This is a genomic window from Ruminococcus hominis (assembly GCF_014287355.1).
Taxonomy (GTDB): Bacteria; Bacillota; Clostridia; order Lachnospirales; family Lachnospiraceae; genus Schaedlerella; species Schaedlerella hominis.
This window is the reverse complement of sequence record NZ_JACOPE010000001.1, coordinates 3178463-3202430: the sequence shown is the minus strand read 5'-3', so window position 1 is coordinate 3202430 and position 23968 is coordinate 3178463. Positions and strand designations below refer to the sequence as shown.

General features: G+C 38.2%; 18 protein-coding genes. 16 read left to right on the top strand and 2 right to left on the bottom strand.

All coding sequences use genetic code 11. The features are described 5' to 3' along the window. Positions 1-117 precede the first annotated feature (117 nt). Positions 118-360, bottom strand: coding sequence for a TIGR03905 family TSCPD domain-containing protein (locus tag H8S40_RS14530; protein ID WP_022075482.1), 243 nt, complete (start codon positions 358-360; stop codon positions 118-120). A 500-nt stretch (positions 361-860) separates the two neighbouring features. Here H8S40_RS14530 and H8S40_RS14525 point away from each other — a divergent pair, with 500 nt between their 5' ends. The 4 genes from H8S40_RS14525 (at position 861) to H8S40_RS14510 (ending at position 5562) form a co-directional block, all read left to right on the top strand. Next, positions 861-1685, top strand: coding sequence for a hypothetical protein (locus H8S40_RS14525; RefSeq protein ID WP_118738190.1), 825 nt, complete (start codon positions 861-863; stop codon positions 1683-1685). Positions 1686-2170: 485 nt separating this feature from the next. Then, complete coding sequence (locus H8S40_RS14520) at positions 2171-2377, top strand: hypothetical protein (RefSeq protein WP_186865495.1); 207 nt, start codon at positions 2171-2173, stop codon at positions 2375-2377. A gap of 199 nt (positions 2378-2576) precedes the next feature. Further along, complete coding sequence (locus H8S40_RS14515; RefSeq protein ID WP_118738188.1) at positions 2577-3152, top strand: FHA domain-containing protein; 576 nt, start codon at positions 2577-2579, stop codon at positions 3150-3152. Positions 3153-3291: 139 nt separating this feature from the next. After that, positions 3292-5562: a hydratase gene (locus H8S40_RS14510; RefSeq protein WP_186865494.1), complete on the top strand. Its 2271-nt coding sequence runs from the start codon at positions 3292-3294 to the stop codon at positions 5560-5562. A gap of 45 nt (positions 5563-5607) precedes the next feature. Here H8S40_RS14510 and H8S40_RS14505 read toward each other — a convergent pair whose 3' ends face one another. Next, positions 5608-6567, bottom strand: a complete 960-nt coding sequence (locus tag H8S40_RS14505; RefSeq protein ID WP_186865493.1) for a hypothetical protein — start codon at positions 6565-6567, stop codon at positions 5608-5610. A gap of 289 nt (positions 6568-6856) precedes the next feature. Between H8S40_RS14505 and H8S40_RS14500 the strand changes: the two genes are divergently transcribed. The 12 genes from H8S40_RS14500 (at position 6857) to asnS (ending at position 23946) form a co-directional block, all read left to right on the top strand. Next, a complete protein-coding gene (locus H8S40_RS14500; protein WP_022075477.1) occupies positions 6857-7369 on the top strand; it encodes an RNA polymerase sigma factor in 513 nt (170 codons plus the stop codon). 15 nt (positions 7370-7384) lie between these two features. Beyond that, a complete protein-coding gene (locus H8S40_RS14495; RefSeq protein WP_186865492.1) occupies positions 7385-9427 on the top strand; it encodes a beta-propeller domain-containing protein in 2043 nt (680 codons plus the stop codon). Between the two features lie 88 nt (positions 9428-9515). Beyond that, a complete protein-coding gene (locus H8S40_RS14490; protein WP_022075475.1) occupies positions 9516-10274 on the top strand; it encodes a hypothetical protein in 759 nt (252 codons plus the stop codon). Between the two features lies 1 nt (position 10275). Beyond that, entirely contained in the window at positions 10276-11043 is a 768-nt protein-coding gene (locus H8S40_RS14485; protein WP_186865491.1) for a TatD family hydrolase, read from the top strand. A gap of 60 nt (positions 11044-11103) precedes the next feature. Then, a complete protein-coding gene (rsmA, locus tag H8S40_RS14480) occupies positions 11104-11979 on the top strand; it encodes a 16S rRNA (adenine(1518)-N(6)/adenine(1519)-N(6))-dimethyltransferase RsmA (protein WP_186865490.1) in 876 nt (291 codons plus the stop codon). A gap of 108 nt (positions 11980-12087) precedes the next feature. Continuing rightward, complete coding sequence (locus H8S40_RS14475; RefSeq protein ID WP_186865489.1) at positions 12088-13455, top strand: citrate/2-methylcitrate synthase; 1368 nt, start codon at positions 12088-12090, stop codon at positions 13453-13455. Between the two features lie 8 nt (positions 13456-13463). Continuing rightward, on the top strand, positions 13464-14390 hold the full coding sequence (locus tag H8S40_RS14470; RefSeq protein WP_022075471.1) for an alpha/beta fold hydrolase: 927 nt from the start codon (positions 13464-13466) through the stop codon (positions 14388-14390). A gap of 762 nt (positions 14391-15152) precedes the next feature. Continuing rightward, positions 15153-15848 (top strand): response regulator transcription factor, encoded by a 696-nt coding sequence (locus H8S40_RS14465; RefSeq protein ID WP_186865488.1) that lies wholly within the window; start codon positions 15153-15155, stop codon positions 15846-15848. A 45-nt stretch (positions 15849-15893) separates the two neighbouring features. After that, entirely contained in the window at positions 15894-18551 is a 2658-nt protein-coding gene (locus H8S40_RS14460; RefSeq protein WP_186865487.1) for a histidine kinase dimerization/phospho-acceptor domain-containing protein, read from the top strand. A 200-nt stretch (positions 18552-18751) separates the two neighbouring features. Then, complete coding sequence (locus H8S40_RS14455) at positions 18752-19903, top strand: class I SAM-dependent methyltransferase (protein WP_117989950.1); 1152 nt, start codon at positions 18752-18754, stop codon at positions 19901-19903. A gap of 64 nt (positions 19904-19967) precedes the next feature. Next, positions 19968-22436 (top strand): C39 family peptidase, encoded by a 2469-nt coding sequence (locus H8S40_RS14450; protein WP_186865486.1) that lies wholly within the window; start codon positions 19968-19970, stop codon positions 22434-22436. Positions 22437-22554: 118 nt separating this feature from the next. Continuing rightward, positions 22555-23946, top strand: coding sequence for an asparagine--tRNA ligase (gene asnS, locus H8S40_RS14445; RefSeq protein ID WP_186865485.1), 1392 nt, complete (start codon positions 22555-22557; stop codon positions 23944-23946). Positions 23947-23968: the final 22 nt, after the last annotated feature.

Sequence of the window (23968 nt, the reverse complement as noted above, 5' to 3'; positions counted from 1 at the left end):
CGGCGACTGGTGTGATTGCTCGAGGGTAAAAATTTAATAAAGAAAAAAGAAAGCTATACATGACAGCGAAGTTATGTATAGCTTTTCAATTATAAAAATTAAATAAGAAAGGTTTGCTTATTTGGCAATTGCTTCTTTCAATGCGTGAGCAAGCTGATCTGGACAGGAAGTTGATTTGAATCCACAGCGGATTCCTTCCAGACGGGAGATTGCTTCGTTTACGTCCATTCCTTCGACGAGGTGCGAAATTCCCTGCAAGTTTCCATTGCATCCACCTGTAAATGCAACATTTCTTACTTTATTATCTTCAATGTCAAACTGAATCATCTGAGAACAGACGCCTTTTGTTTTATATTCCATGATATATTCCTCCTAAATATGTGAATCAGAGAATTGTAATGTTCATTCTTTTAAAAAGTGTAAGAATATAACAAACTTCTCTAAGCAAAACCGATTATAGCAAAATAGTAAAGAAAAGTAAATGATAAGCGGCCACATTTCAATATTCAACATTTCATTATACACAAAGAATCGTATGCCAGAACTTGCTTAAATTCATGCAAAATCGACAGGGCATAAGGGAAGCAAAATGGAATAGCAAAATAATCTATAAGAGCTAAAAAACAGCTTTAGTTGAGCGAGTTATCATAAACGTTTATACATTTTCAAAGGAAAAGAGGACTGGTCAGGACACAAAAATTACAAGACGAAATGTAGAATTTTGTAGAACGATTTATGGCGCAAATATGCACGACATGGTCTATAATAGCTTCAACACAATCCGGATTATTGTGGGTAAAAATATAAGACTATTCACAAAATATGTGAATAGCGGGCAGTGAAAGCAGGAGGGCTAAGATATGTTCTATGACGTGGTAACAAGTACAGATATCCTTTTTCATTTGATGGTTGCAGTGGGTGTGATTGGAATCATTGCGAAAATGATGAATCTGTTTACAATTCGCCGGATGCTGGGAGCAGCGGCAAATATGTCAAAGAGTACACACAGACTGATAAAATTGGTACGCTCCAAATATGAACAGGCATGCATGCTGCGTGACAGTGTAGAAAATACAGAAGCATTTGTGGAGAAATATATTTATGAATATCGTGGGAATTTTTTGAAAGTACATACCTGGAGACAGTTAGAAAAACAAAGCGTCTGGGCAGCAGGAGTGCTGGCAGTAGTCGGAGCCATTTCCTGGTACCAGACCGCAGGTGTGTGTGAAAAGATGTACCAATACGTTATGCTGGGAGCAGCCGAAATGATTTTACTGTTTGTTGTCGGACAGCTTTCAGACGAGGATTACAAATTAAATGCGGTGAAGAATTACATGATTGAATATCTGGAAAATGTATGTGCGGGCAGATATCGGCGTCAACAAAGTGAACGAGAGCAGACAGAGATGCTTCGTGCACAAAAAGAAAGTGCGGCCGATAGGGCAAAGATGAATGAGGCAATATCTGAGGAAACCTATACAGAAAATATAAAGGGCGAACAGGGTGCTAATAGCAGTACCGAGGAAAATTTGTCTATCCATATCGAAGGAAAACCGAGAGTGCCATTAAAAGAAGAGGCAGGGCAACTACTTCGAAAGTCGTCTGAAAAACAAAAAGAAGCGGATGCGGAGGCAAATTTAAAAGAAGAGACAATTCGCCAGATTTTAGAAGAATTTCTGGCATAAACCATTTATTTTCTAAAAATATTCTTAAAGCGGGAAATTTACTTGGTTACTGTTCACAGTACCTGTGACCAGCAACGCATCTCGCCATTTAAAATCGCCTTTGGCGATGGGCGAGATGTCGTTCAAGATAAAACGTGCATCCTCCGTGCCAATCAGCGTAGTGATTGACACGGGAGTGAACAGTAACGATTAAAGAAAGAAAAATCAATGCTGGGAAAATCCATCTTGAAATCCCAGATCTACCTGTGTTAAACTGTCTAAAAGCATATTTCTTATGAATTCTAAGGTGCGTCGCACCATCTATATTCTAATGACATTTCAGAAATCTATGCTTTAATACCAAACAATACGTAAAAAAGCAGAAGAGGACTGGAAGAGATTAGAGATAGAGGAGGTTCCTTCTGCGAAAGGAGGAAAAATTAGATATACTCAAAAACGAATATCATATACCGATGGAAAAATCAATAGAGGAGGATGTGAAAGTAATGTGCAATTTGAGTGATGGAATAGAAGAGCGTGGAATAATAAAAGGAAGAGCAGAGGGAAAAGCGGAAGGAAGAATAGAACTCCTCAAACAACAAGTGCAAAAGAAGCTCGCCAAAGGACAGAGTGTAGAAGTTATAGCAGAAGATCTGGTAGAAGAGGTTGAGATTATCCGGACAATTGTGGATGAGATTCAAGCAGAAGAATAAGACGGTGAAAAAACCTACAGCAGTTATATTGCACAAAACAGGCATAGATCAACTTGCCTCATAAGAATACCGATTGTGTTACTGTTCACAGGTACTGTGAACAGTAACTTTACTTGTGAATCATCTGTGAATCATTAATCCAAGACTTGCTAGAAGATGAAATCTATAGTATGATTAAATCTCAAAGGAGTTGAAAATAATGAGTGTAACAACAATACTGATTGCATTGATCGTGGTAGCTGTACTTTTGCTTGGAATTATTATTACGGTTATTGTGAAAAGTCGTAAAGTGAAACCTGCTGATGAATATGATGACGAGTATGATGACGATGACTACAATACCGGGAACGATGAGGAAGAAGATACAAGATCCCGTCGCAGACGTCAGGTAAGACACAGTGATGCAACAATACCGCTTGATGTGCAAGAGCAAACGAAGAAAACAAAGAAACAGTGGAAGATTATTTTGGAGAATCAGGAGACTTGGGAGAAGTATACTTTCATTTTCTACGATAATATTGGAATCGGAAGAGGACAGAAGACTCCGGAATTCGAAAAATACATCACTATCACAGATGATCCGCGAATTTCAAAATTGCATTGTGCAATTATTCACGAAGGAGACAGATTATATCTGAAAGATATGGATTCACGTAATGGTACATACTTGAATGGACAGAGCCTGGACGAGCCTGTTGCAATCCAGAAGGAAGATGTGATCGGTCTTGGAAAGACGAAGATTGAAGTGAAAAAGATTTTGCGTGAACGCGACTAACAGAATAAGGAAAAACAAAAAGCGTTGTTGTAAAATCAAGGAATACACATATAAAGTTATTCCTTTACAACAGCGCTTTACCATGCTAAAATGTAACGCAAAGCAATAAGACAAAAATGATAAAATCAGGAGGTCGTACATGATTAAGTTATATGAAAATGGTGTCTATTTATTAAATGGAACTGAAATTGTAGAAGATAATGGCAACGCACAACTTCCAATCTCAAAGGAAGAGGCAGCGAAGAATACGATGGCTTATGGCATTTTGAATGCACATAACACATCAGGAAATATGGAAAACCTGCAGATTAAGTTTGATAAACTGACATCGCATGATATCACATTTGTAGGAATCATCCAGACAGCACGAGCTTCAGGACTTGAGAAATTTCCGATTCCTTATGTATTGACAAATTGCCACAATTCATTATGTGCAGTCGGCGGAACAATCAATGAAGATGATCATATGTTTGGACTTACATGTGCGAAGAAGTACGGCGGAGTTTATGTTCCACCTCATCAGGCGGTTATCCATCAGTTTGCAAGAGAGATGCTTGCAGGCGGAGGAAAGATGATTTTGGGTTCTGACAGCCATACTCGTTATGGTGCTCTCGGAACGATGGCAATGGGAGAAGGCGGACCTGAGCTTGTAAAACAGTTATTAAATAAAACTTATGATATTAAGATGCCGGGCGTGATCGGAATTTATCTGGACGGAGAGCCGATGAAAGGTGTCGGTCCACAGGATGTGGCATTGGCGATTATCGGTGCAACATTTAAAAATGGTTATGTTAATAATAAAGTTATGGAATTCGTCGGACCGGGCGTTGGCAAATTAAGTGCTGATTTCCGTATCGGTATCGATGTTATGACAACAGAGACAACATGCTTGTCTTCAATCTGGAAAACAGATGAGAAGATTAAAGAATTCTATGATATTCATGGAAGAAGCGGTGATTATAAAGAACTGAACCCAGGAGCATGTACTTACTATGATGGCATGGTTTATGTAAACTTAAGCGAGATTAAACCAATGATCGCAATGCCATTCCATCCAAGTAATGTATATACAATTGATGAAGTCAATGCGAACTTAAAAGATATTCTTCATGATGTAGAGCAGAAAGCACTGGTAAGTTTAGACGGAGCAGTAGATTACTCGCTGCAGGATAAGATCAGAGATGGTAAATTCTATGTAGAACAGGGAATTATTGCAGGATGTGCCGGTGGTGGATTTGAAAATATTTGTGCTGCGGCAGATATTATCAAAGGTAAGAATATCGGTGCAGATGCATTTACATTTAGCGTATATCCGGCAAGTACACCAATTTATATGGAACTTGTGAAAAATGGAGCGATAGCAGATCTTATGGAAGCCGGAACAATTGTGAAGACAGCGTTCTGTGGTCCATGTTTTGGTGCCGGAGATACACCTGCTAATAATGCATTCTCTATCCGTCATTCAACAAGAAACTTCCCGAACCGTGAAGGTTCTAAACTGCAGAGCGGACAGATTTCATCAGTTGCATTGATGGATGCACGTTCTATTGCAGCAACAGCAGCGAACAAAGGATTCTTAACACCTGCAACAGCAATGGATGTAGAATATAAGGGACAGAAGTATCATTTCGATTCAAGCATTTATGCAAATCGAGTATTTGACAGCAAGGGAGTAGCAGATCCATCTGTAGAGATTCAGTTTGGACCAAACATCAAAGACTGGCCGGCAATGTCAGCATTACCGGAGAATCTTGTATTGAAGGTTGTTTCTGAGATTCATGATCCGGTTACAACAACAGATGAATTGATTCCTTCAGGAGAGACTTCATCATATCGTTCAAATCCACTTGGACTTGCAGAATTTGCATTATCAAGAAAAGATCCTGCATATGTAGGACGTGCTAAAGAAGTACAGGCAGCACAGAAAGCAATCGAAGCAGGCGAATGCCCATTAGAAGCTTTAGAAGAATTAAAGCCTGTTATGGCAGCTATCCAGAAGGATTACCCAGAAGTTGGCAAAGGCAATGTAGGTGTAGGAAGTACAATTTTCGCAGTGAAACCAGGAGATGGTTCTGCACGTGAGCAGGCAGCATCATGCCAGAAGGTACTTGGCGGATGGGCGAATATTGCAAATGAATATGCAACAAAACGTTATCGCTCGAACTTGATTAACTGGGGTATGCTTCCATTTTTAACAGATGCAGACCACGAAGCACTTCCGTTCAAGAACGGAGATTATATTTTCGTGCCGGATGTAAGAAAAGTGGTAGAAGAGAAGCAATCGGTAGTGAAGGCATATGTAGTTGTAGGAGATGAATTGAAAGAGATTGAATTGAAGCTTGGAGAGATGACAGATGCAGAGCGTGAGATCATCTTGAAGGGATGTTTGATCAATTATTATAGAGGATAAGAAGAGGGGAGCTGTCGCATTGCGATAGCTCCCTTTTTTCGAGATCTATTCCTTTGTTTGGATCTCATCCACAATTGTCTGAATAACCTCAACTTCTTCCACCAGATCCTCTGCTATAACTTCCACGCACTGCCCTTTGGCGAGCTTCTTTCGGACTTGCTGTTTAAGAAGTTCTGTCCGTCCTTTTATTATTCCACGCTCTTCTATTCCTTCACTTAAATTACACATTACTTTCACATCCTCCTTTATTGATTTTTCCATCGGTATATGATATTCATTTTTGAGTATATCTAATTTTTCTTCTTCGTTTAATGTTTCTGACAACAACGCTCCCAGAAGCCGGTGTAGTTCATGTTTTTCTTCTTTAGGTGAGATTTCTTTTGCCAGCCCTATCATAACGATATTCACCAAATCCTCGTTTCCTTTCCAGACCTGATTTCCTATAATTGTATCATTTGTCAGATGAATATGGTTCATGCTGTTCTCTGACATGTTCATACATATCCAAATTGAATAAACTTTTTTAATATCGTTATAATTGCTATTTACAAACTCCCGGTTCTTTTGGGACGAAATTTCTCGACTGGCGTAAAAGACAGCTCGGTTAAGAATATCATATTCTGCCGGTTCTTTTCTCTGAGCTTCTACATTTATAATAATCTTCGAGCGTCCCGCTTTCAAGCGCACATAAAAAATAATATCAAATAAAATGTATCCGGCGTTCACCTCTTCATTTACTGTATTCATTCCTATGATTTCTTTGCCATCTTCGTCCACTCTGACAACTGCATTGGTAAGACCTGGGTCAATAGGGACCTTTCCAATATGTATATCGTCTTCAATCAATGGTTTCACTTCTTCCGGGGACATCCTTTGAAATTCTTCGACCGCCCCTATCAAGATTTGCGCCAGTATGTCTTTATAGCCAAGCAGTTTTTTTGCACAAGCATCATACTGTGCTTTAAGGTCTGTTGCTAATACAGCATTTTTCAACTCAGTATTCATTTTTCCTCCTCTTTGCAGAAGGAACTCTCTTTATCTCTAATTACTTTCAGTCCTCTGCTGTTTTTTATATATTGTTTGGTATTAAAGCATAGATTTCCGAAATGTTATTAGAATATAGATGGTGATTGGTCACCTTAGAATTCATAAGAAATATGCTTTTTTTTACTTTAGCACAGGATGTGGATAAATTGCAAGATTTGTATGGTAAAATAAAATCAGAAATCATGCAACAAAAGACAGATTTTTTAACTCTAATAGATATACAAGAAAAAAGAAAGGGGGCGGATGCATGAGTCGTTATGAGTTTAATTCTGAATTAAAGTTGATTCATAAGGCAAAGCGAGGAGATATAAAAGCATTTTCCGAGTTATATGCACAACTTTATCAGGAACTTTATAAATTTGCGTTATATACAATGAAACATAGCCAGGATGCGGAAGATGTTGTAAGTGAGACTGTTATTGCCGCATATGAGAACATAAAAAAATTGAAAAAAGAAGAGTCTTTCCGCAGCTGGATTTTTACGATATTGATGAATCAGTGTAAAAAGCATTTCAAGCAGAACAGTGAGACGGAAGAATTAAAGGATGAGATTACGGCAGAAGAGGTATCGCAGGAAGAGAATTATGATCTTTTACAAGCATTTCAGATGTTAGATGGTGAAGAGAGGATGATTTTATCTTGTTCTATTTTAGAAGGATATTCCAGCGAAGAGATAGGACATATGTTGGCTATGAATCCGGCTACAGTGCGTTCGAAAAAGTCAAGAGCATTGGAGAAGCTTCGTAAGAATCTTGCATAGAAGGGAGTTGGAATTATGAGCGGAAAAGAGTTGAAAAGTCATGTTACAGAAGAACAGTTTGAAGATGAGAAGGACAGAAAGATAGGGAATGAGCTTCGTGAAGAAGCAGATAAAATAGAAGTTCCGGATAAGTTAAAACCGGAGCGAATCGAATTGATGCTGCGGGAACATACTGAACAAAAGGTAAAGAGATGGAAGCCGATATATACAGCAATCGCAGCAGCATGTTGTGCGGTGATAGTAGGAGGAACTGCTGTAGGGGTAGAGTTGGATAAGAAGTCAGATTCCAATTATACGGCATCATTGAAGGAAAAAACAAAATCAAAAAACACGGAGAAGGCAGCAGCGGGGACCCAGATTGCATCGGCTAAAGATTATGATGAAGTTTATGATTATGTTAAAGCGCAGGAAGAGAGCCAGTCAGTGCAAGCAAGAGGTGGTGCTGCAACATATAGTGCTGAAGGTGCATCCATGGACAGTTCATCGGAAAAAGCAGTGGCATCCTCAGACACATCTGTGATGCAAGCGGTAGATAGTGGTGTGACAGCATCAGATTATTCAGATACGAATGTCAGAGAAGATGGAGTCGGAGAGGGCGATATCGTAAAGACAGATGGTAAGAATTTGTATACCATGTACAATAATAGAATAGAGATTGTGAATATCGAGAAGCAGAATATGGAGCAGGCTGCTACGATTCGCCTTGAGAAGAATCAAGATATTAGGGAAATTTATATTAAAGATGATCAACTGGTCGTTGTTTATACAGAGTCTTATTATGGGGACGAAACAGATTCATATAGTTATCGCATTGTAACAACAGCCGAGATTTATGATGTCAGCAATCCGGATAAACCAATGTCTAAAGGAAAAGTAACGCAGAGTGGGAACTATAACACTATGCGTGTAAGTGGAGATTATGTATATTTATTAAGTGATTTTAATGCATCCATTGTAAACGGACGAGATGCGATTGGAGAATATGTTCCGAGTGTACAGGGTAAATTAGTAGAGGACAGTAATATTTGTATGCCACAGTATGTAAGGGGTGATACTTATACAGTGGTAAGTTCTTTCTCGTTGAAGAACCCGGAAGAAAAAGTGGACAGCAAAGCAATCTTTGGATGTTCCGGACTGGTATATGTCAGCAAGAACAATATTTATGTATGTGAATCGTATTATAATTCCGATGACTCTGATGTAACTCAGACATGTATTAGAAAAATTTCTTATAAGGACGGAATATTGAAAGCTGTCGGACAGACAAGAATTGACGGAACATTGAATGATTCATTTAGTTTAGATGAATACGAGGGGAATCTTCGTCTTGTTACGACTGTGAGTTCAAATGGAGATTCAGGAATCATGCCACTGGTTTTGTTTGGAGATTCAGCAGATTCAGAAATTGCGAAACAAGAAGATACTAATTATCTTTATATCTTGGATGACAAATTGAATGAATTATCTAAGATTGAGGATATTGCAAAGGATGAACAAGTTTATTCTGCAAGATTTATTGGCAAAACAGGTTATGTTGTAACATATAAACAGACAGATCCATTGTTTTCAATAGATTTGTCAGATCCAAAAAATCCACAGATAATCGGGGAGTTGAAAATCCCTGGATTTTCCGAATATCTGCATCCGTATGGAGATGGGTTGCTGCTGGGGATTGGAATGGATGTTGATGACACAGGTACAACTACGAATGGTGTGAAATTATCCATGTTTGATATTTCGAATCCGGAAGATGTAGCGGAAGTGCAGAAGTATGTAATGGAAGATTGTTATTCGACCAATGTCACATATGAGTATAAGGCGGCAATGATAGATGTCGAAAAAAATATGATTGGTTTTGTAGCTTATGGGGAGAATACAAAATATTATATCTTTTCCTATGATGAATCGGGCTTTAAGTGTTTATTTGAAAGAGAAATGACCGGTTATGGAAATGTAAGAGGTCTGTATGCAGGGGAATATTTTTTTCTCGTATCTGGAAATACAGTCGAAAAATATGAATTAAATGGATTTAAGAAAGTAGACGATATCGTTTTATAGAGTAAGATTCTGGAATTGTCAAATGCAAATCTATCCGATATAATAAATACATTATATCGGATAGATTTAAAATTATCGGGAGGAAAATATGATTGATCAATCACAGTTTCGTAAGAAATTAGAAGAGCTGCTGGAACAGGCAGATGTACAGGATAAACGTTTGACAAATGAACAGATTAAAGAATTTTTTGCAGAGGATGGGCTGACAGAGGAACAGATGCTGTTAGTATATGATTTTTTGATGTCGCAGAAGATTGTTGTGTCAGGATATTATAAACAGCAAACAACAGAACAGATAGATGAGAGCAAATTTTCAGATGAAGAAAAGCAGTATTTGGCGGAGTATACAGAAGATTTGAAAGCTATGAAGCAAGAGCAGGAGGGCGAGAGAGCAGAACTTTTAAAGAAGGCAGTTGCACAGGATGCGCTTGCAAAGAGCAGATTGATAGAGCTTTATCTTCCACAGGTAGTAGAGATTGCGAAAGAACTTCATGAGGAAGGAATTTATCTTGGCGATTGTGTGCAGGAAGGGAATGTCAGTTTGATCTTAGCGTTAGATATGCTTCCGGAAGATGATGCAGATGCATTTATTCAGCAGGAAATCAGACAGGGAATTCTGGCGATGATGGAAGAGCATAAAGAATTAAAACGCCGTGATAAAAAGATGGAAAACCAGGTTAACAATCTGGATGAGACATTGCATAAAATGGCAGATGAAAAAGGCCGTGGAATTACGATGAGTGAGCTTGCAGAACATATGAAGATATCTGAGGATGAGATTTTGGATATCATCAAACTGGCAGGTGAAGAGATGTACGATAAGTTTAAAGAATATAAGGATAACTAACATGATATTTGATACACATGCACATTATGATGATAAACAATTTGATGAGGACAGAGACCGGATATTAAGTTCTATGCAGGAACAAGGCGTTGGAACGATCGTTGATGCAAGTGCTACGGTAGATTCCTGGGAGCGTGTACTTGAATTAACAAGAAGATACTCATTTGTATATGGGATGATTGGAGTACATCCGGATGAAGTGGGTGATTTGAATGAAGAGAATTTTGCCCGGATGGAACAATTACTTCATGAAGAGAAAATCGTGGCAGTAGGAGAGATCGGACTGGATTATTATTGGGATAAAGAGCAGCATGAAATTCAGAAAGAATGGTTTATATGTCAACTACAGCTGGCGAGAAAGCTAAATATGCCGGTTAACATTCATAGCAGAGAAGCTGCTCAGGATACAATGGAGATTATGAAAGAACATGCAGCTGATATGAAGGCGATTATTCATTGCTATTCGTATTCAAAAGAGATGGCAGAAGAATATGTCAAAATGGGTTATCTGTTAGGTATTGGCGGCGTTGTGACATTTAAGAATGCAAAAAAATTAAAGGAAGTTGTAAAAGCAGTACCATTGTCGCATATTGTTTTGGAAACAGATTGTCCATATCTTGCACCGGAACCGAATCGTGGAAAGAGAAATGCATCTTCGAATCTGATTTATGTGGCACAGACAATTGCACAGTTGAAAGGAACTACTACGGAAGAAGTGATTGCTGTGACAGAAGAGAATGCAAGAAAATTTTATGGCTTAGATAGATAAAAGTAAATCCTGTGAGAACTTAGATGTATAGAGCAGGGGATATAAAAGAGGAGAAATTTGATGAAAGAACCTACATTAGGGAATCCGCAAAATACAATTGCTGTATTACAAAAATATAATTTTTCATTTCAGAAGAAATTTGGACAGAATTTTTTGATTGATACACACGTATTAGATAAAATTATTGCTTCGGCAGAAATTACAAAGGATGATATGGTATTAGAGATTGGACCAGGGATTGGGACTATGACACAGTATCTGGCATGTGCAGCGGGGAAAGTAGTTGCAGTAGAGATTGATAAGACATTGATTCCGATTCTGGAAGATACATTGTCAGAATATGACAATGTTCAGATTATAAACCAGGATGTTTTAAAGGTGAATCTTGCAAAATTAGCAGAAGAGGAAAATGACGGAAAGCCGATCAAAGTGGTAGCGAACCTGCCATATTATATTACAACACCGATTATTATGGGATTATTTGAGAATCATGTTCCCCTGAAGAGCATTACGGTTATGGTACAGAAGGAAGTAGCAGACCGTATGCAGGTCGGACCGGGAACAAAAGATTATGGAGCATTGTCACTTGCAGTACAGTATTACGCAAAACCATATATAGTGGCAAATGTACCGCCAAACTGTTTTATGCCTCGTCCGAAAGTCGGGTCTGCGGTAATCCGTCTTGAGAGATATGAGGAACCACCGGTACAGGTTGCAGATGAAAAATTGATGTTCCGGATTATTCGTGCCTCATTTAATCAGAGGCGAAAAACGCTTGTGAATGGTTTGAAAAACTCACCCGAAATTCAATTTAGCAAAGAAGAAATTGAAGCTGCAATTGAAACTCTTGGTAAGGGAGCAAGTGTGCGAGGTGAAGCTTTGACTCTAGAGGAATTCGCAAGATTGAGTAATATTTTATCGAGTGCAGAGCAATAAATATAAAAACTTTATAACCTGTTAGTGTAAAATTTAATATACAATTCATTGTATAATAGGTAAAGTTTTAGTATAATGAAATGAATACGACGTGAAGGAGGAGCAACAATGAGAGATGTAGACGACATTTTATTTAACAACACTCCTGCAATCCAGCAATTAGCACGTAAGTGTGAGGAGAATAATGCAATCGACAGAGACTTATATGAAAAGTATGAGGTAAAACGTGGATTGCGTGACTTGAATGGTAAAGGTGTATTAGCAGGACTGACAAATATATCAGATGTTTGTGCAAAGAAGATTGTGGACGGAGAAGAAGTGCCGTGTGCAGGTAATCTCTATTATCGCGGATATAACATCAAAGATTTGGTAAAAGGATTTTTGGATGCCAAGCATTCAGGATTTGAAGAGACCGCATATTTGCTCCTTTTTGGTGAATTGCCGAATGTGACAGAATTAAAAGATTTTCAGCAGATGTTAGCACAGCGCAGGATGCTTCCGCCGAACTTTGTTCGAGATGTAATTATGAAAGCACCGAGCAGAGATATGATGAATAATATTTCACGCTGTATTTTACAATTATATTCTTATGATGTGAAGGCAGACGATACAGATATTCCTAATGTTTTACGTCAGTGCCTGAATTTGATTGCTCAGTTTCCGATGTTGATGGTATATGGGTATCATGCGTATAACTATCGAAGAGGTCAGGATTTATATATTTATGCACCAGATCCGTCATTATCAACGGCAGAGAATATTTTGATGATGCTTCGTGAAAATCGACAGTATACCGCACTGGAAGCAGAGATTCTGGATATGGCCCTGGTTCTGCATATGGACCATGGCGGTGGTAACAACTCAACGTTTACAACCCATGTGGTTACTTCTTCGGGAACAGATACATATTCTACTATTTCTGCAGCAATGGCTTCTTTAAAAGGACCAAAGCATGGCGGTGCGAATATTAAGGTAACGCAGATGTTTGAAGATATGAAGTTCTGTGTGAAAGATTGGACAGATGATGATGAGGTCAGAGGTTATCTGGAAGCGCTGCTGAATAAAGAAGTATTTGACCGCAAAGGACTGATTTATGGAATGGGACATGCGATTTATTCTGTATCAGACCCACGTGCTGAGATATTTAAGAAGTTTGTAAAAGAGCTTGCAATTGAAAAAGGCTGCGAGAAAGAGTATGCATTATACGAGAAAGTAGAGAAGATGGCACCGGAAGTAATTGCACAAAAACGTAAGATGTATAAGGGTGTTAATGCCAACGTTGATTTTTACAGTGGCCTGGTATATAGCATGTTAGATCTTCCACCAGCATTATATACACCAATTTTTGCAGCTGCACGTATCGTTGGATGGAGTGCACATCGTCTCGAAGAGCTGAAGAATGTAGATAAAATTATTCGACCGGCATACAAACCGCTTGCACCATATCGAGATTATATTAAATTAGATGACAGGTAGAGGTTAACATGAAAGATGAATTTTATTTTCCATCAAAAGATGGTAATACTGAAATCCATACAATTGAATGGAAACCAGAAGGGGAAATAAAAGCAGTACTGCAGATTTGTCATGGAATGATAGAATATGTAGATCGCTATGATGAATTCGCCCAGTTTTTAAGTGAACAAGGTATTTATGTAGTTGGTAACGATCATCTAGGACATGGTAAATCTGTTCAGAGTAAGCTAGAATATGGATATTTTCAAAAAGAATATGGCAATGCGTGTCTGCTTGCAGACATGCATATGCTTCGAACAAAGACTACAAAGAAATATCCGGATGTTCCATACTTTATGTTAGGACATAGTATGGGTTCAATCCTTTTGCGCCAATATATCCAGATGTACGGCAATGGACTTGCAGGTGCAATATTAATTGGAGTTGTTGCGGAACGTCCGATACCGGTATTGAATTTTGGAAAGGTATTGTGTAAAGGTATTGCAGTAGTAAAAGGCGACCATTATAGAAGTAAATTAGTTGAGGACATGGTAATCGGAACGTTTAATAAGAAATTCAAACATCCGAAGACAAGAGCTGACTGGGTTACCAGTGATGATGAGAAGCTCCAGGAATATGTCAATGATCCTCTTTGTTCTTTCCACTTTACAGTTAATGCATACGGCAATATGCTAGAAGGCATGACACGAATGGAAAAGAAAGAGAATGTATTTATGATTCCGAAACATCTTCCAATCCTTATGGCTGCAGGAGTAGAAGATCCGGCCGGAAAGTGCGGAAAGGGTGTCCGTAAGGTTTATGAAAAGTATAAAGAGTCAGGAATCAGGGATGTTACATTACAGTTGTATGCAGGAGACCGGCATGAGTTGTTAAATGAGACAGACCGAGATCAAGTTTATCAGGATATTCTGGCATGGATGGAAAATAGAATATAGGATTTGAGATATATACATAATATATACAACGCAAAACCCGCTAATCACAAGGACTAGCGGGTTTTGGTGTTTTTATAGTTATCTAAAGGAATGAGAGTAAAGTGTACATCGGGAAGTTACGCCCGATGTCTACTTTATGAGGGGGGAGATAGTTGTTTTATCAACTATCTGAGATTATTATATCCAGAAAATGTGTCTAAAATATGTTGAATCTATAAAAGAAATCGAAAAATTATAAACAACTTAGAAACTAAAGTCCGAAAAAGAATAATATGTGGGCAAACAAAAATCCGTTAACCACTATGGCTAACGGATTTCGTGTTTTCTATTTAACTAAAAGGAATGAGAGTAAAGTTTGATATCTTGAAATCTGTCCAAGATATCTTAACTTTATGAGGGGGAGATAGTTGCTGTATCAACTATCTGAGATTATTATATCCAGAAAATATGTCTAAAATATGTTAAAACTATAAAAGAAATCGAAAAAATATTATGAAAATATGAAATTTATCTCAGTCGGAGTCCAATCTCCGACTGAGATAAACGCTCCGCGGGGATGCGCAGTGATTCTGATAGGAATATGTCAGCTCCGCTGACCAGAATCACGCGCCAAGTCTCACAGACGTTCGACTTGAAAGAAAAGCAGCAAAAATAGCATATGAATGGAACAGTGATTGGAACATTAATAAAATCATAAGATTTCCCCCAAACCTTTTTAATTTTTTCATTCTATCATGTATACTGTAAGGGAGGTGATGAAGAATGTACAACATCGTAGTATGTGATGATGATAAAGAAATCGTAGAGGCAATAGATATTTATTTGACTCAGGAAGGCTATCATATCTTGAAAGCATATGATGGCGAACAGGCATTAAAGCTGTTGGAGACAGAGGAAGTGCACTTGTTAATTTTGGATGTGATGATGCCAAAACTGGATGGAATCCGTGCAACATTAAAGATTCGTGAAAAGCATAGTATTCCAATCATTATTTTATCGGCAAAATCAGAGGATGTAGATAAGATATTAGGATTAAATGTAGGTGCAGATGATTATGTGACGAAGCCGTTTAATCCGTTGGAATTAGTCGCACGTGTGAAATCACAGATTCGCAGGTATACCCAGTTTGGCGGGAATGCAAAAGAACAGAAGGATACCATTTATGAGACCGGTGGACTGCAGATGAACGATGATTTGAAACAGGTCACAGTAGATGGGGAATCTGTAAAACTGACACCGATTGAATACAATATTTTAAAATTATTAATGAAAAATCAGGGAAGCGTATTTTCAATTAACCAGATTTATGAATCAATATGGAATGAGGAGGCAATCGGAGCTGATAATACAGTGGCGGTACATATTCGTCATATCCGGGAAAAAATTGAGATCAATCCGAGAGAACCACGTTATCTAAAAGTAGTGTGGGGAGTCGGATATAAGATTGAAAAGCTGTAAATATAAAGTACAGTTTCCTAAATTAAGAGGTAAGGGTGTGATTATATGAAGAAATGGTATAAAAAACCGATTACAAAGGCGATATTGGTTTTTGTTGCGATTGTTACAGCAATATTGCTTGGAATCAGTGTTATTTTATTGGCAAGCTTGAATGGTGTAGTATATGATGCAAAGCTACGAGCAGAGAAAAAATATGAGAATGCAAATTCATTTGAGCAAACAATGTATCAGACGGCAATCTACGTGGCGGAGAGGATTCATATACAAGACGAATTCGAGACAGATGGCAAATATAATCCGGATAAGATTGTAGATATTACAGAGTATGCAAAAAGCAGAACGATATCCGGGGAGAATACTTCCGGAGTTGCATACAAGTTAGGTGAGCTGGCAGCATGGGGACAGGCAAAAGAAACGAGCAGTGAGGATGCGGATGATTATCGCATTATTGTCTGTAAGAAAAAAGATGGAAAATACTATTACTATTATTATAATGAATTCCAAAATTTGATCAATGATGCTAAACTCAAGGTTATTTTAAATGGAGCCCAGCTTCGACCGGAGGAAAATGCAGAGGAGAATAGTCAGCTGCAAACATTTTATGATAATTTGTCCTATAATTATGGCGTGGGAATGTCAAATTATTATGATACCATCCGAATTGAAGATGAAAAAGGAAATACTCTCTACACAGATTGTTGGCTATATGACGGTAACTGGGATTCTTCAATAGGAAAAGAAGAGGCTGCACCGATTGGTGCAAAAAATCTGTTAACACTCATTAATGAAAATGAAAAGTTAAATGGAAAGCTGAATAAGATATACAACGATTTGAGCAGTTCATTGGAGAATATTGCTTATGATGCAGAACAGTATGGCGAATATAAAGATTCCACAGATTTTTCGGAAGGAAATACAAATTTCAAGTATCTGCTTGTGGATCAGCAGGCGAAGAAAGTGTACACAAATAATAGTGCATGGACACAATATAGTGATGTAGATAAAAACATAGAAGAATTAAAAAAACAAGAGCATAGCAAGTATGTTGTAGTAAAGCCTAAGTTGGCAGATTTTGAATCGAACTTAAAAGATACAGATGCCAGAAAATGGAAAGAAGTCTTCCATATTTTAGAAGGAGACAATAAAGAATCCGACAATTATATTTTTGTGGCAGCGGTCGATACAGATTTTCCGGTTCAGGACGTATTTTACACATATAATCAAAATTACCGGCAATATGCTCCATATATCAATATGGCAAGTGCATTTATTATAGTCGGCACAGCACTGTGTTTAATCATTATAGTCTGGCTGACAGCAGTGGCAGGGCGAAATTCAGAAGATGAAGAACTTCATTTGAATTCATTTGATTATTGGAAGAGCGAATTGGGAGCAGCACTTGTAATCGTGCCATGGATTTTTCTAACGATGTTTGTCGGAGAATGCTGGGAAGGAACCTATTACGATGCTGTGGGTTGGGGAAACACATCTCAACAGTATTATTATACATTTTCTTTGTCAGGAATGAATTATGTGCTCGTAACGATTTATATGGGACTGAGTATGGTATTGTTCCTTGCGGGATATCTTAGTCTGGTAAGAAGGATTAAGGGACGAATCCTCTGGAAAAATAGTATTTTATACTTCATTTTAAAATGGTGTATCAAAGTCTTGTGTGCAATTGTTAGATTTTTCTGCGATTTTTGGAGAAATCGAAGTATTACCTGGCGGGCAGTTATAGTGTTTATTGGATTTGTATGTATTCACTGGCTTGGTATGAGCTCAGGTTTCAGTTTGTTTATTTTCCTTATGTTCGTAGCGGAAATTGTAGGGGTATATTATATTGTGCGAAACGCAATTGCAAAGGATAAGATACGAAAAGGAATTGGAAGAATTGCATCCGGAGAGTTGGAATATCAGATACCGACAGAAAAACTAAAGGGCGAATATAAACATACTGCGGAGATGATAAATGATATAGGAAATGGATTGAATCGTGCTGTAGATGAAAAAATCAAAAGTGAAAGACTGAAGACGGATTTGATCACAAATGTGTCGCACGATATTAAAACACCTCTTACATCGATTATTAATTATGTGGATTTGTTAAAGCGAGAAGAGATTGATGATCCAAAGATTCAGGGATATTTGAAAGTCTTAGAGGAAAAGTCTCAGAGGTTAAAGACATTGACGGAGGATGTGGTAGAAGCATCAAAGGTGAGCAGTGGCAATATAAATCTGCAGATGATGGATGTCAATTTTGTGGAAATATTGAATCAGACGATTGGCGAAATCGAAGAGAAGATGTCGACAAATGATTTGGAAGTGATTGCATCTGTTCCGGAAACCCCGGTTATTGTTCATGTAGATGGACGCAGGATGTGGCGCGTTCTGGAAAATATTTTCAATAATGCGGCAAAATATGCAATGCCGGGAACACGTGTATATGCCGATCTGCAAATCAAAGAAGAAGTGGCAGAATTTACATTGAAAAACATTTCCGCTCAGAAGCTGAATATTAAAGCGGAAGAGCTTACAGAACGATTTATCCGTGGAGATATTTCAAGAAGTACAGAAGGAAGCGGTCTCGGGCTTTCTATTGCAAGTACATTGACAGAGATGCAAGGTGGAACATTTGAAGTATATGTGGATGGTGATTTGTTTAAGGTGACGATCACATTACCACTTAAAGAAAGTCGATAAAAAGAAATAACAGAGAGTGGGTTTATGACTTTTTACATTTTGTAAAAAAGCCATAAACTCACTCTCTTGTCGGTTGCCCCGAAAAAACTTCTGTGATAAAATAAACCCGATAGTAGGAAAAATTATATTCGATAGAAAATTTGATTTTACTGTTTTCAGGTACTGTGAACAGTAACAATTTAAACATAGAAAGAGTAAATATGGAAAATATAAAAAAATTGTTATGTGAAACATTAAATATAGATTTTATACAGGCTATTTTGAGTAATCCCCGTACAAAAGAGGGAATTATAAAAGTAAAAGTCAGACCGGTAATGATGAAAGACCGGTTGTTTTTGCAATTAGAATCTTTTTCGAAGACACAAGCATTTCATGAAAATCTGGAGCCGGATGCAGCAGTTGAGAGAATTGTTGATTATATGAAAGAATTTAAACAAATGCAGATGGCAACCAAAGATACAGATTATACGATACTTATCAGTAAAAAGGGAAAGGTTACAATACAGAAAAGAGCTGTAAAAATAAGCAGGAACGTCAAAATACAGGCACATAATCGAAGCAAAAAATATATTTTACAGGAAGGTATGAAGGTACCATTTTTACAGGATCTTGGGGTTATGACACAAGATGGCAAGATTGTGAGAACACGGTTTGATAAGTTCCGGCAGATCAATCGCTTTTTGGAATTTATTGAGGATATCCTGCCACAGCTGGATAAGGATAGAGAAATCACAATTCTGGACTTTGGATGTGGAAAATCTTATTTGACATTTGCAATGTATTATTATCTGCATGAATTGAAGCAATACGATATCCGCATCATCGGACTAGACTTGAAATCAGAGGTTATCGCACATTGTAATGCATTGAGCAAGGAATACGGATATGAAAAACTGACATTTTTAGAGGGCGATATTGCAGATTATGAGGGTGTCAATGAAGTTGATATGGTTGTGACACTGCATGCATGTGACACGGCAACAGATTATGCACTGGCAAAGGCTGTTGGCTGGAATGCAAAAGTCATACTTTCAGTTCCTTGTTGTCAGCATGAATTGAACAGCCAGATTGAAAATGAGGTTCTGGCTCCGATTATGAAATACGGATTACTAAAAGAGCGATTTGCAGCACTTGTGACAGATGGTCTGAGAGCAGAATATCTGGAAAGTATGGGATATGATACACAGGTTCTGGAATTTATAGATATGGAACACACACCGAAGAATATTTTACTTCGAGCGGTGAAGTCAAAGGAGAAGCATATAAAGAAAGAAAAACAATGTAAAGAACAGATTCAGGCATGCGAAGAATTTTTGCATGCATCACCGACATTGGGGAGACTGCTTAATTAGGCAGAGATGGACAGGTGAAGCCAAATGAAAACAAAATTAAAAAAATAAGGGGTCAAAACTGAATATGAAGAAAAGAAAAAAATCAAGGAAATGGATGAAAATAGGAATTCTCATCCTGATATTTTTAACAGCAGTACTTGTGAGCAGTCTGGTCATGAATAAGGGAACCGATGACCAGACGATTAGCTTAGGGGAGCCGACATTGCCGATGGTATCGGTCATTGTAGATGACAATGAGGTAAATGCGTTGCCAGGGTACACTACGGAGATGAACATAACAGCAATGCGTGATACGATCACTCCGGTGGCAGCAACAAGGACATTACAGTTGAATCTTTATAGCTATGGAGAGCAAATCCGGAAAATTTCTTACGAGGCGTATTCGCTTGACGGAAAGGACTGCTATCTGAAAGAAAATGTTGAAGAATGGAATGGTGGAAATTCGGATACGGAATCATCGCAAGTGACGTTAAACTTAAGTCGTGCAGTGGACGATTCAATTCAGGAGGCAGTTCTAAAAGTAACTTTAACGTTGGAAGATAAGGATGTTTATTATTACACAAGAATCGAGCAGAATTTCAATCGTTCAGCCAGAGAGTGTCTGAATTTTGCTAAAAGCATCCATGAGAAAACATTTGACAAACAATATGCAGAAGAACTGGAAGCTTATCTTGAGCCAAATGAAGAAAGTGATAATACAACATTGCAGACTGTGAATATTCATTCGAATATTTCGCATTTACAGTGGGGAGACTTAAATCCACAAGTGTCAACAGATGTGGACTGGAGCATCAAAGAATGTAATACAGTATATACGTCTTTGTTAGCAAGATATCAGGTGACATGTACCGGAGACAGCGGTGAAGTGGAAACTTACAATGTAAAAGAGTTTTTCCGTGTGCGTTGTAATGCAGGGCAGATGTATCTGCTGGATTATTCAAGAACGATGAACCAGATATTCAACGGAAATAAGCAGGTGATAGATAAAGATGGTATTATGCTGGGCGTGACGAATTCGGATGTTGCCTATGCGACAAATAAAAAAGGAACTATTGTAGCATTTGTCCAGGAGAGAGATTTGTGGTTATATAATAAAAATACAAATGAATTATCACAAGTGTTTAGCTTTGCTAATATGGAAGGGCAGGATGAACGTTCCAGAAATGACCAGCATGCAGTACGTATCATTCAAATGGACAATAAGGGAAATATAACATTTGCCGTATATGGATATATGAATCGTGGAGAATATGAAGGACAGGTTGGTGTTGCGGTTTATTACTTTGATGATAATAAAAATGCCGTACAGGAAAAGGCATTTATCCCGAGTACAAAGTCATTTGCAATTGCGGAAGACGAGCTTGGAAAGATGGTATATTTTAACGAAGAGCAACAGATGCTTTATGTACTCGCAGGCGGTACGTTTTATCAAGTATCAATGGAAGATTATGAGCAGACCAAACTGGCAGAAGATCTGGACGAAGGACAGTATGTGGTATCTGAGGATGGACATTTGATCGCATATGAGAAAGATGGTTCGTTAAATACAGCTACAGAGGTAGAAGTGTTGAACCTGGCAAATGGAAAATCTTATACAGTTGAAGCGAATGAAGAAGCTGCTGTCCGTCCGCTTGGCTTTGTTGCAGGTGACTTTATTGTAGGAAGGATACGTGAATCGGATAAAGGGACTACGGTTACGGGGCAGGATATTTTACCGATGTATCAGTTGGAAATCAGGGATTCTTCAAATCAGGTGTTGAAGACATATGCACAGGAAGGTGTATATATTTCCGATATACTGGTAGATTCTAATATGGTAACGCTAAATCGTCTGACGAGAAATGAGAATACTTATACTACGGCGGTCCAGGATTATATTACGAGTAATGAAGAACGTAAAAAGAATAATATCACACTGGAGATTACTTCATCGGACGTAAAAGAAAGGCAGATGCGATTCACCTTTGCGGATGGAATTGAGGAAATGTCACCGAAGATATTAAGACCAAAGCAGGTTGTATCATCAAAGTCGATTACGATAGCATTTGATGATGAGATACGTTCGGATAAATATTATGTTTATGGTATGGGCGAGCTGGTAGCAATTTATGATAAAGCCGCTTATGCAATCCAGAAAGCAGAGCAGGTTTCCGGTGTTGTGATTTCTTCGGAACAGGCTTATGTCTGGGAAAAAGGAAACCGAGATCTGGTGTACAGTACAGATGTAGGGGCATTTAAGAAAGCGGACGATCAGACTTCATTGGAGGCATGTACAAATTATATGGAGCAGTATGATGCAAAGCGAATGGATTTGACAGGATGTTCATTAAACCAGATTCTTTACATTATCAATAAAGGAAGACCGGTTATTGCTATGACAGATGCAAGTCACGCGATTCTGCTGGTTGGATATACGACAGACAATGTCACTTATATTGATCCGGACACAGGCGAAGGCAAGACGGTAGATACTGCGACAATGGAAGCAATGGTGGCAGGAAGCGGAAATACATTTATAGGATATGTAAAATAAGAAACACGAAAGAAGATAGTTGGAGTAAATAATGTATTGAAAGCATTGCACTTTAGAAACGAGCAGTGCTATAATACTGATATTGTGTAACTGAAGATAGAAAAAGGAGTATTTTGATATGGATTTGATAACAGTAAAAGAGTTATTTAAGAACAGAGAAGAATATCTGGATAAGAAAGTAACAGTTGGTGGATGGATCAGAAGTATCCGTGATTCTAAAACATTTGGGTTTATCGTGGTAAATGATGGTTCATATTTTGAACCACTTCAGGTTGTGTATCATGACAAGATGGAGAATTTCCAGGAAATCTCAAAACAGAATGTCGGAGCTGCAATCGTAGTGACAGGAACATTAGTTGCAACACCACAGGCAAAACAGCCATTTGAGATCCAGGCAGACGAAATCACAGTAGAGGGTGCTTCAGCACCGGATTATCCACTGCAGAAAAAGCGTCACAGCTTTGAGTATCTTAGAACTATTTCGCATCTTCGTCCGAGAACAAATACATTCCAGGCAGTATTTCGTGTACGTTCTCTGGCAGCATATGCAATTCATCAGTTCTTCCAGGAGAGAGGATTTGTATATGTACACACTCCGTTAATCACAGGAAGTGACTGTGAAGGTGCAGGAGAGATGTTTAGAGTAACAACACTTGATATGGAAAATCTTCCAAAGAACGAAGACGGAACAGTAGATTACAGTCAGGATTTCTTTGGTAAAGAAACAAGCCTTACAGTAAGTGGTCAGCTTAATGGTGAGACTTATGCACAGGCTTTCCGTAACATTTACACATTTGGACCAACATTCAGAGCTGAGAATTCTAATACAACAAGACATGCAGCAGAGTTCTGGATGATCGAGCCAGAGATTGCATTCGCAGATTTGGAAGATGACATGGAGCTGGCAGAGGCTATGTTGAAATATGTTATCAATTATGTGATGGAACAGGCTCCGGAAGAGATGAACTTCTTCAACTCATTTGTAGATAAAGGACTGATCGAGCGTCTGAAGAACGTTGTAGAGTCTGATTTCGCAAGAGTAACATATACAGAAGCGGTAGAGATTCTTGAGAAGAATAACGATAAATTTGATTATAAAGTATCTTGGGGATGTGATCTGCAGACAGAACATGAGCGTTATCTTACAGAAGAGGTTTATAAACGTCCTGTATTTGTTACAGATTATCCAAAGGAAATCAAAGCATTTTATATGAAACTGAATGAAGATGGTAAGACTGTAGCAGCAGTAGACTGTCTTGTACCGGGAATTGGTGAGATTATCGGAGGAAGCCAGAGAGAGGATGACTATGGCAAGCTCCTTGGAAGAATGAAAGAGCTTGGGCTGGAAGAGAAGGACTATCAGTTCTATTTGGATCTTAGAAAATATGGTTCTACACGTCATGCAGGATTTGGTCTTGGATTTGAGCGTTGTGTAATGTATCTGACAGGTATGTCAAACATTCGTGACGTAATTCCATTCCCAAGAACAGTAAATAACTGCGAATTATAAGGCTAAGAGGAGAACAGAAATT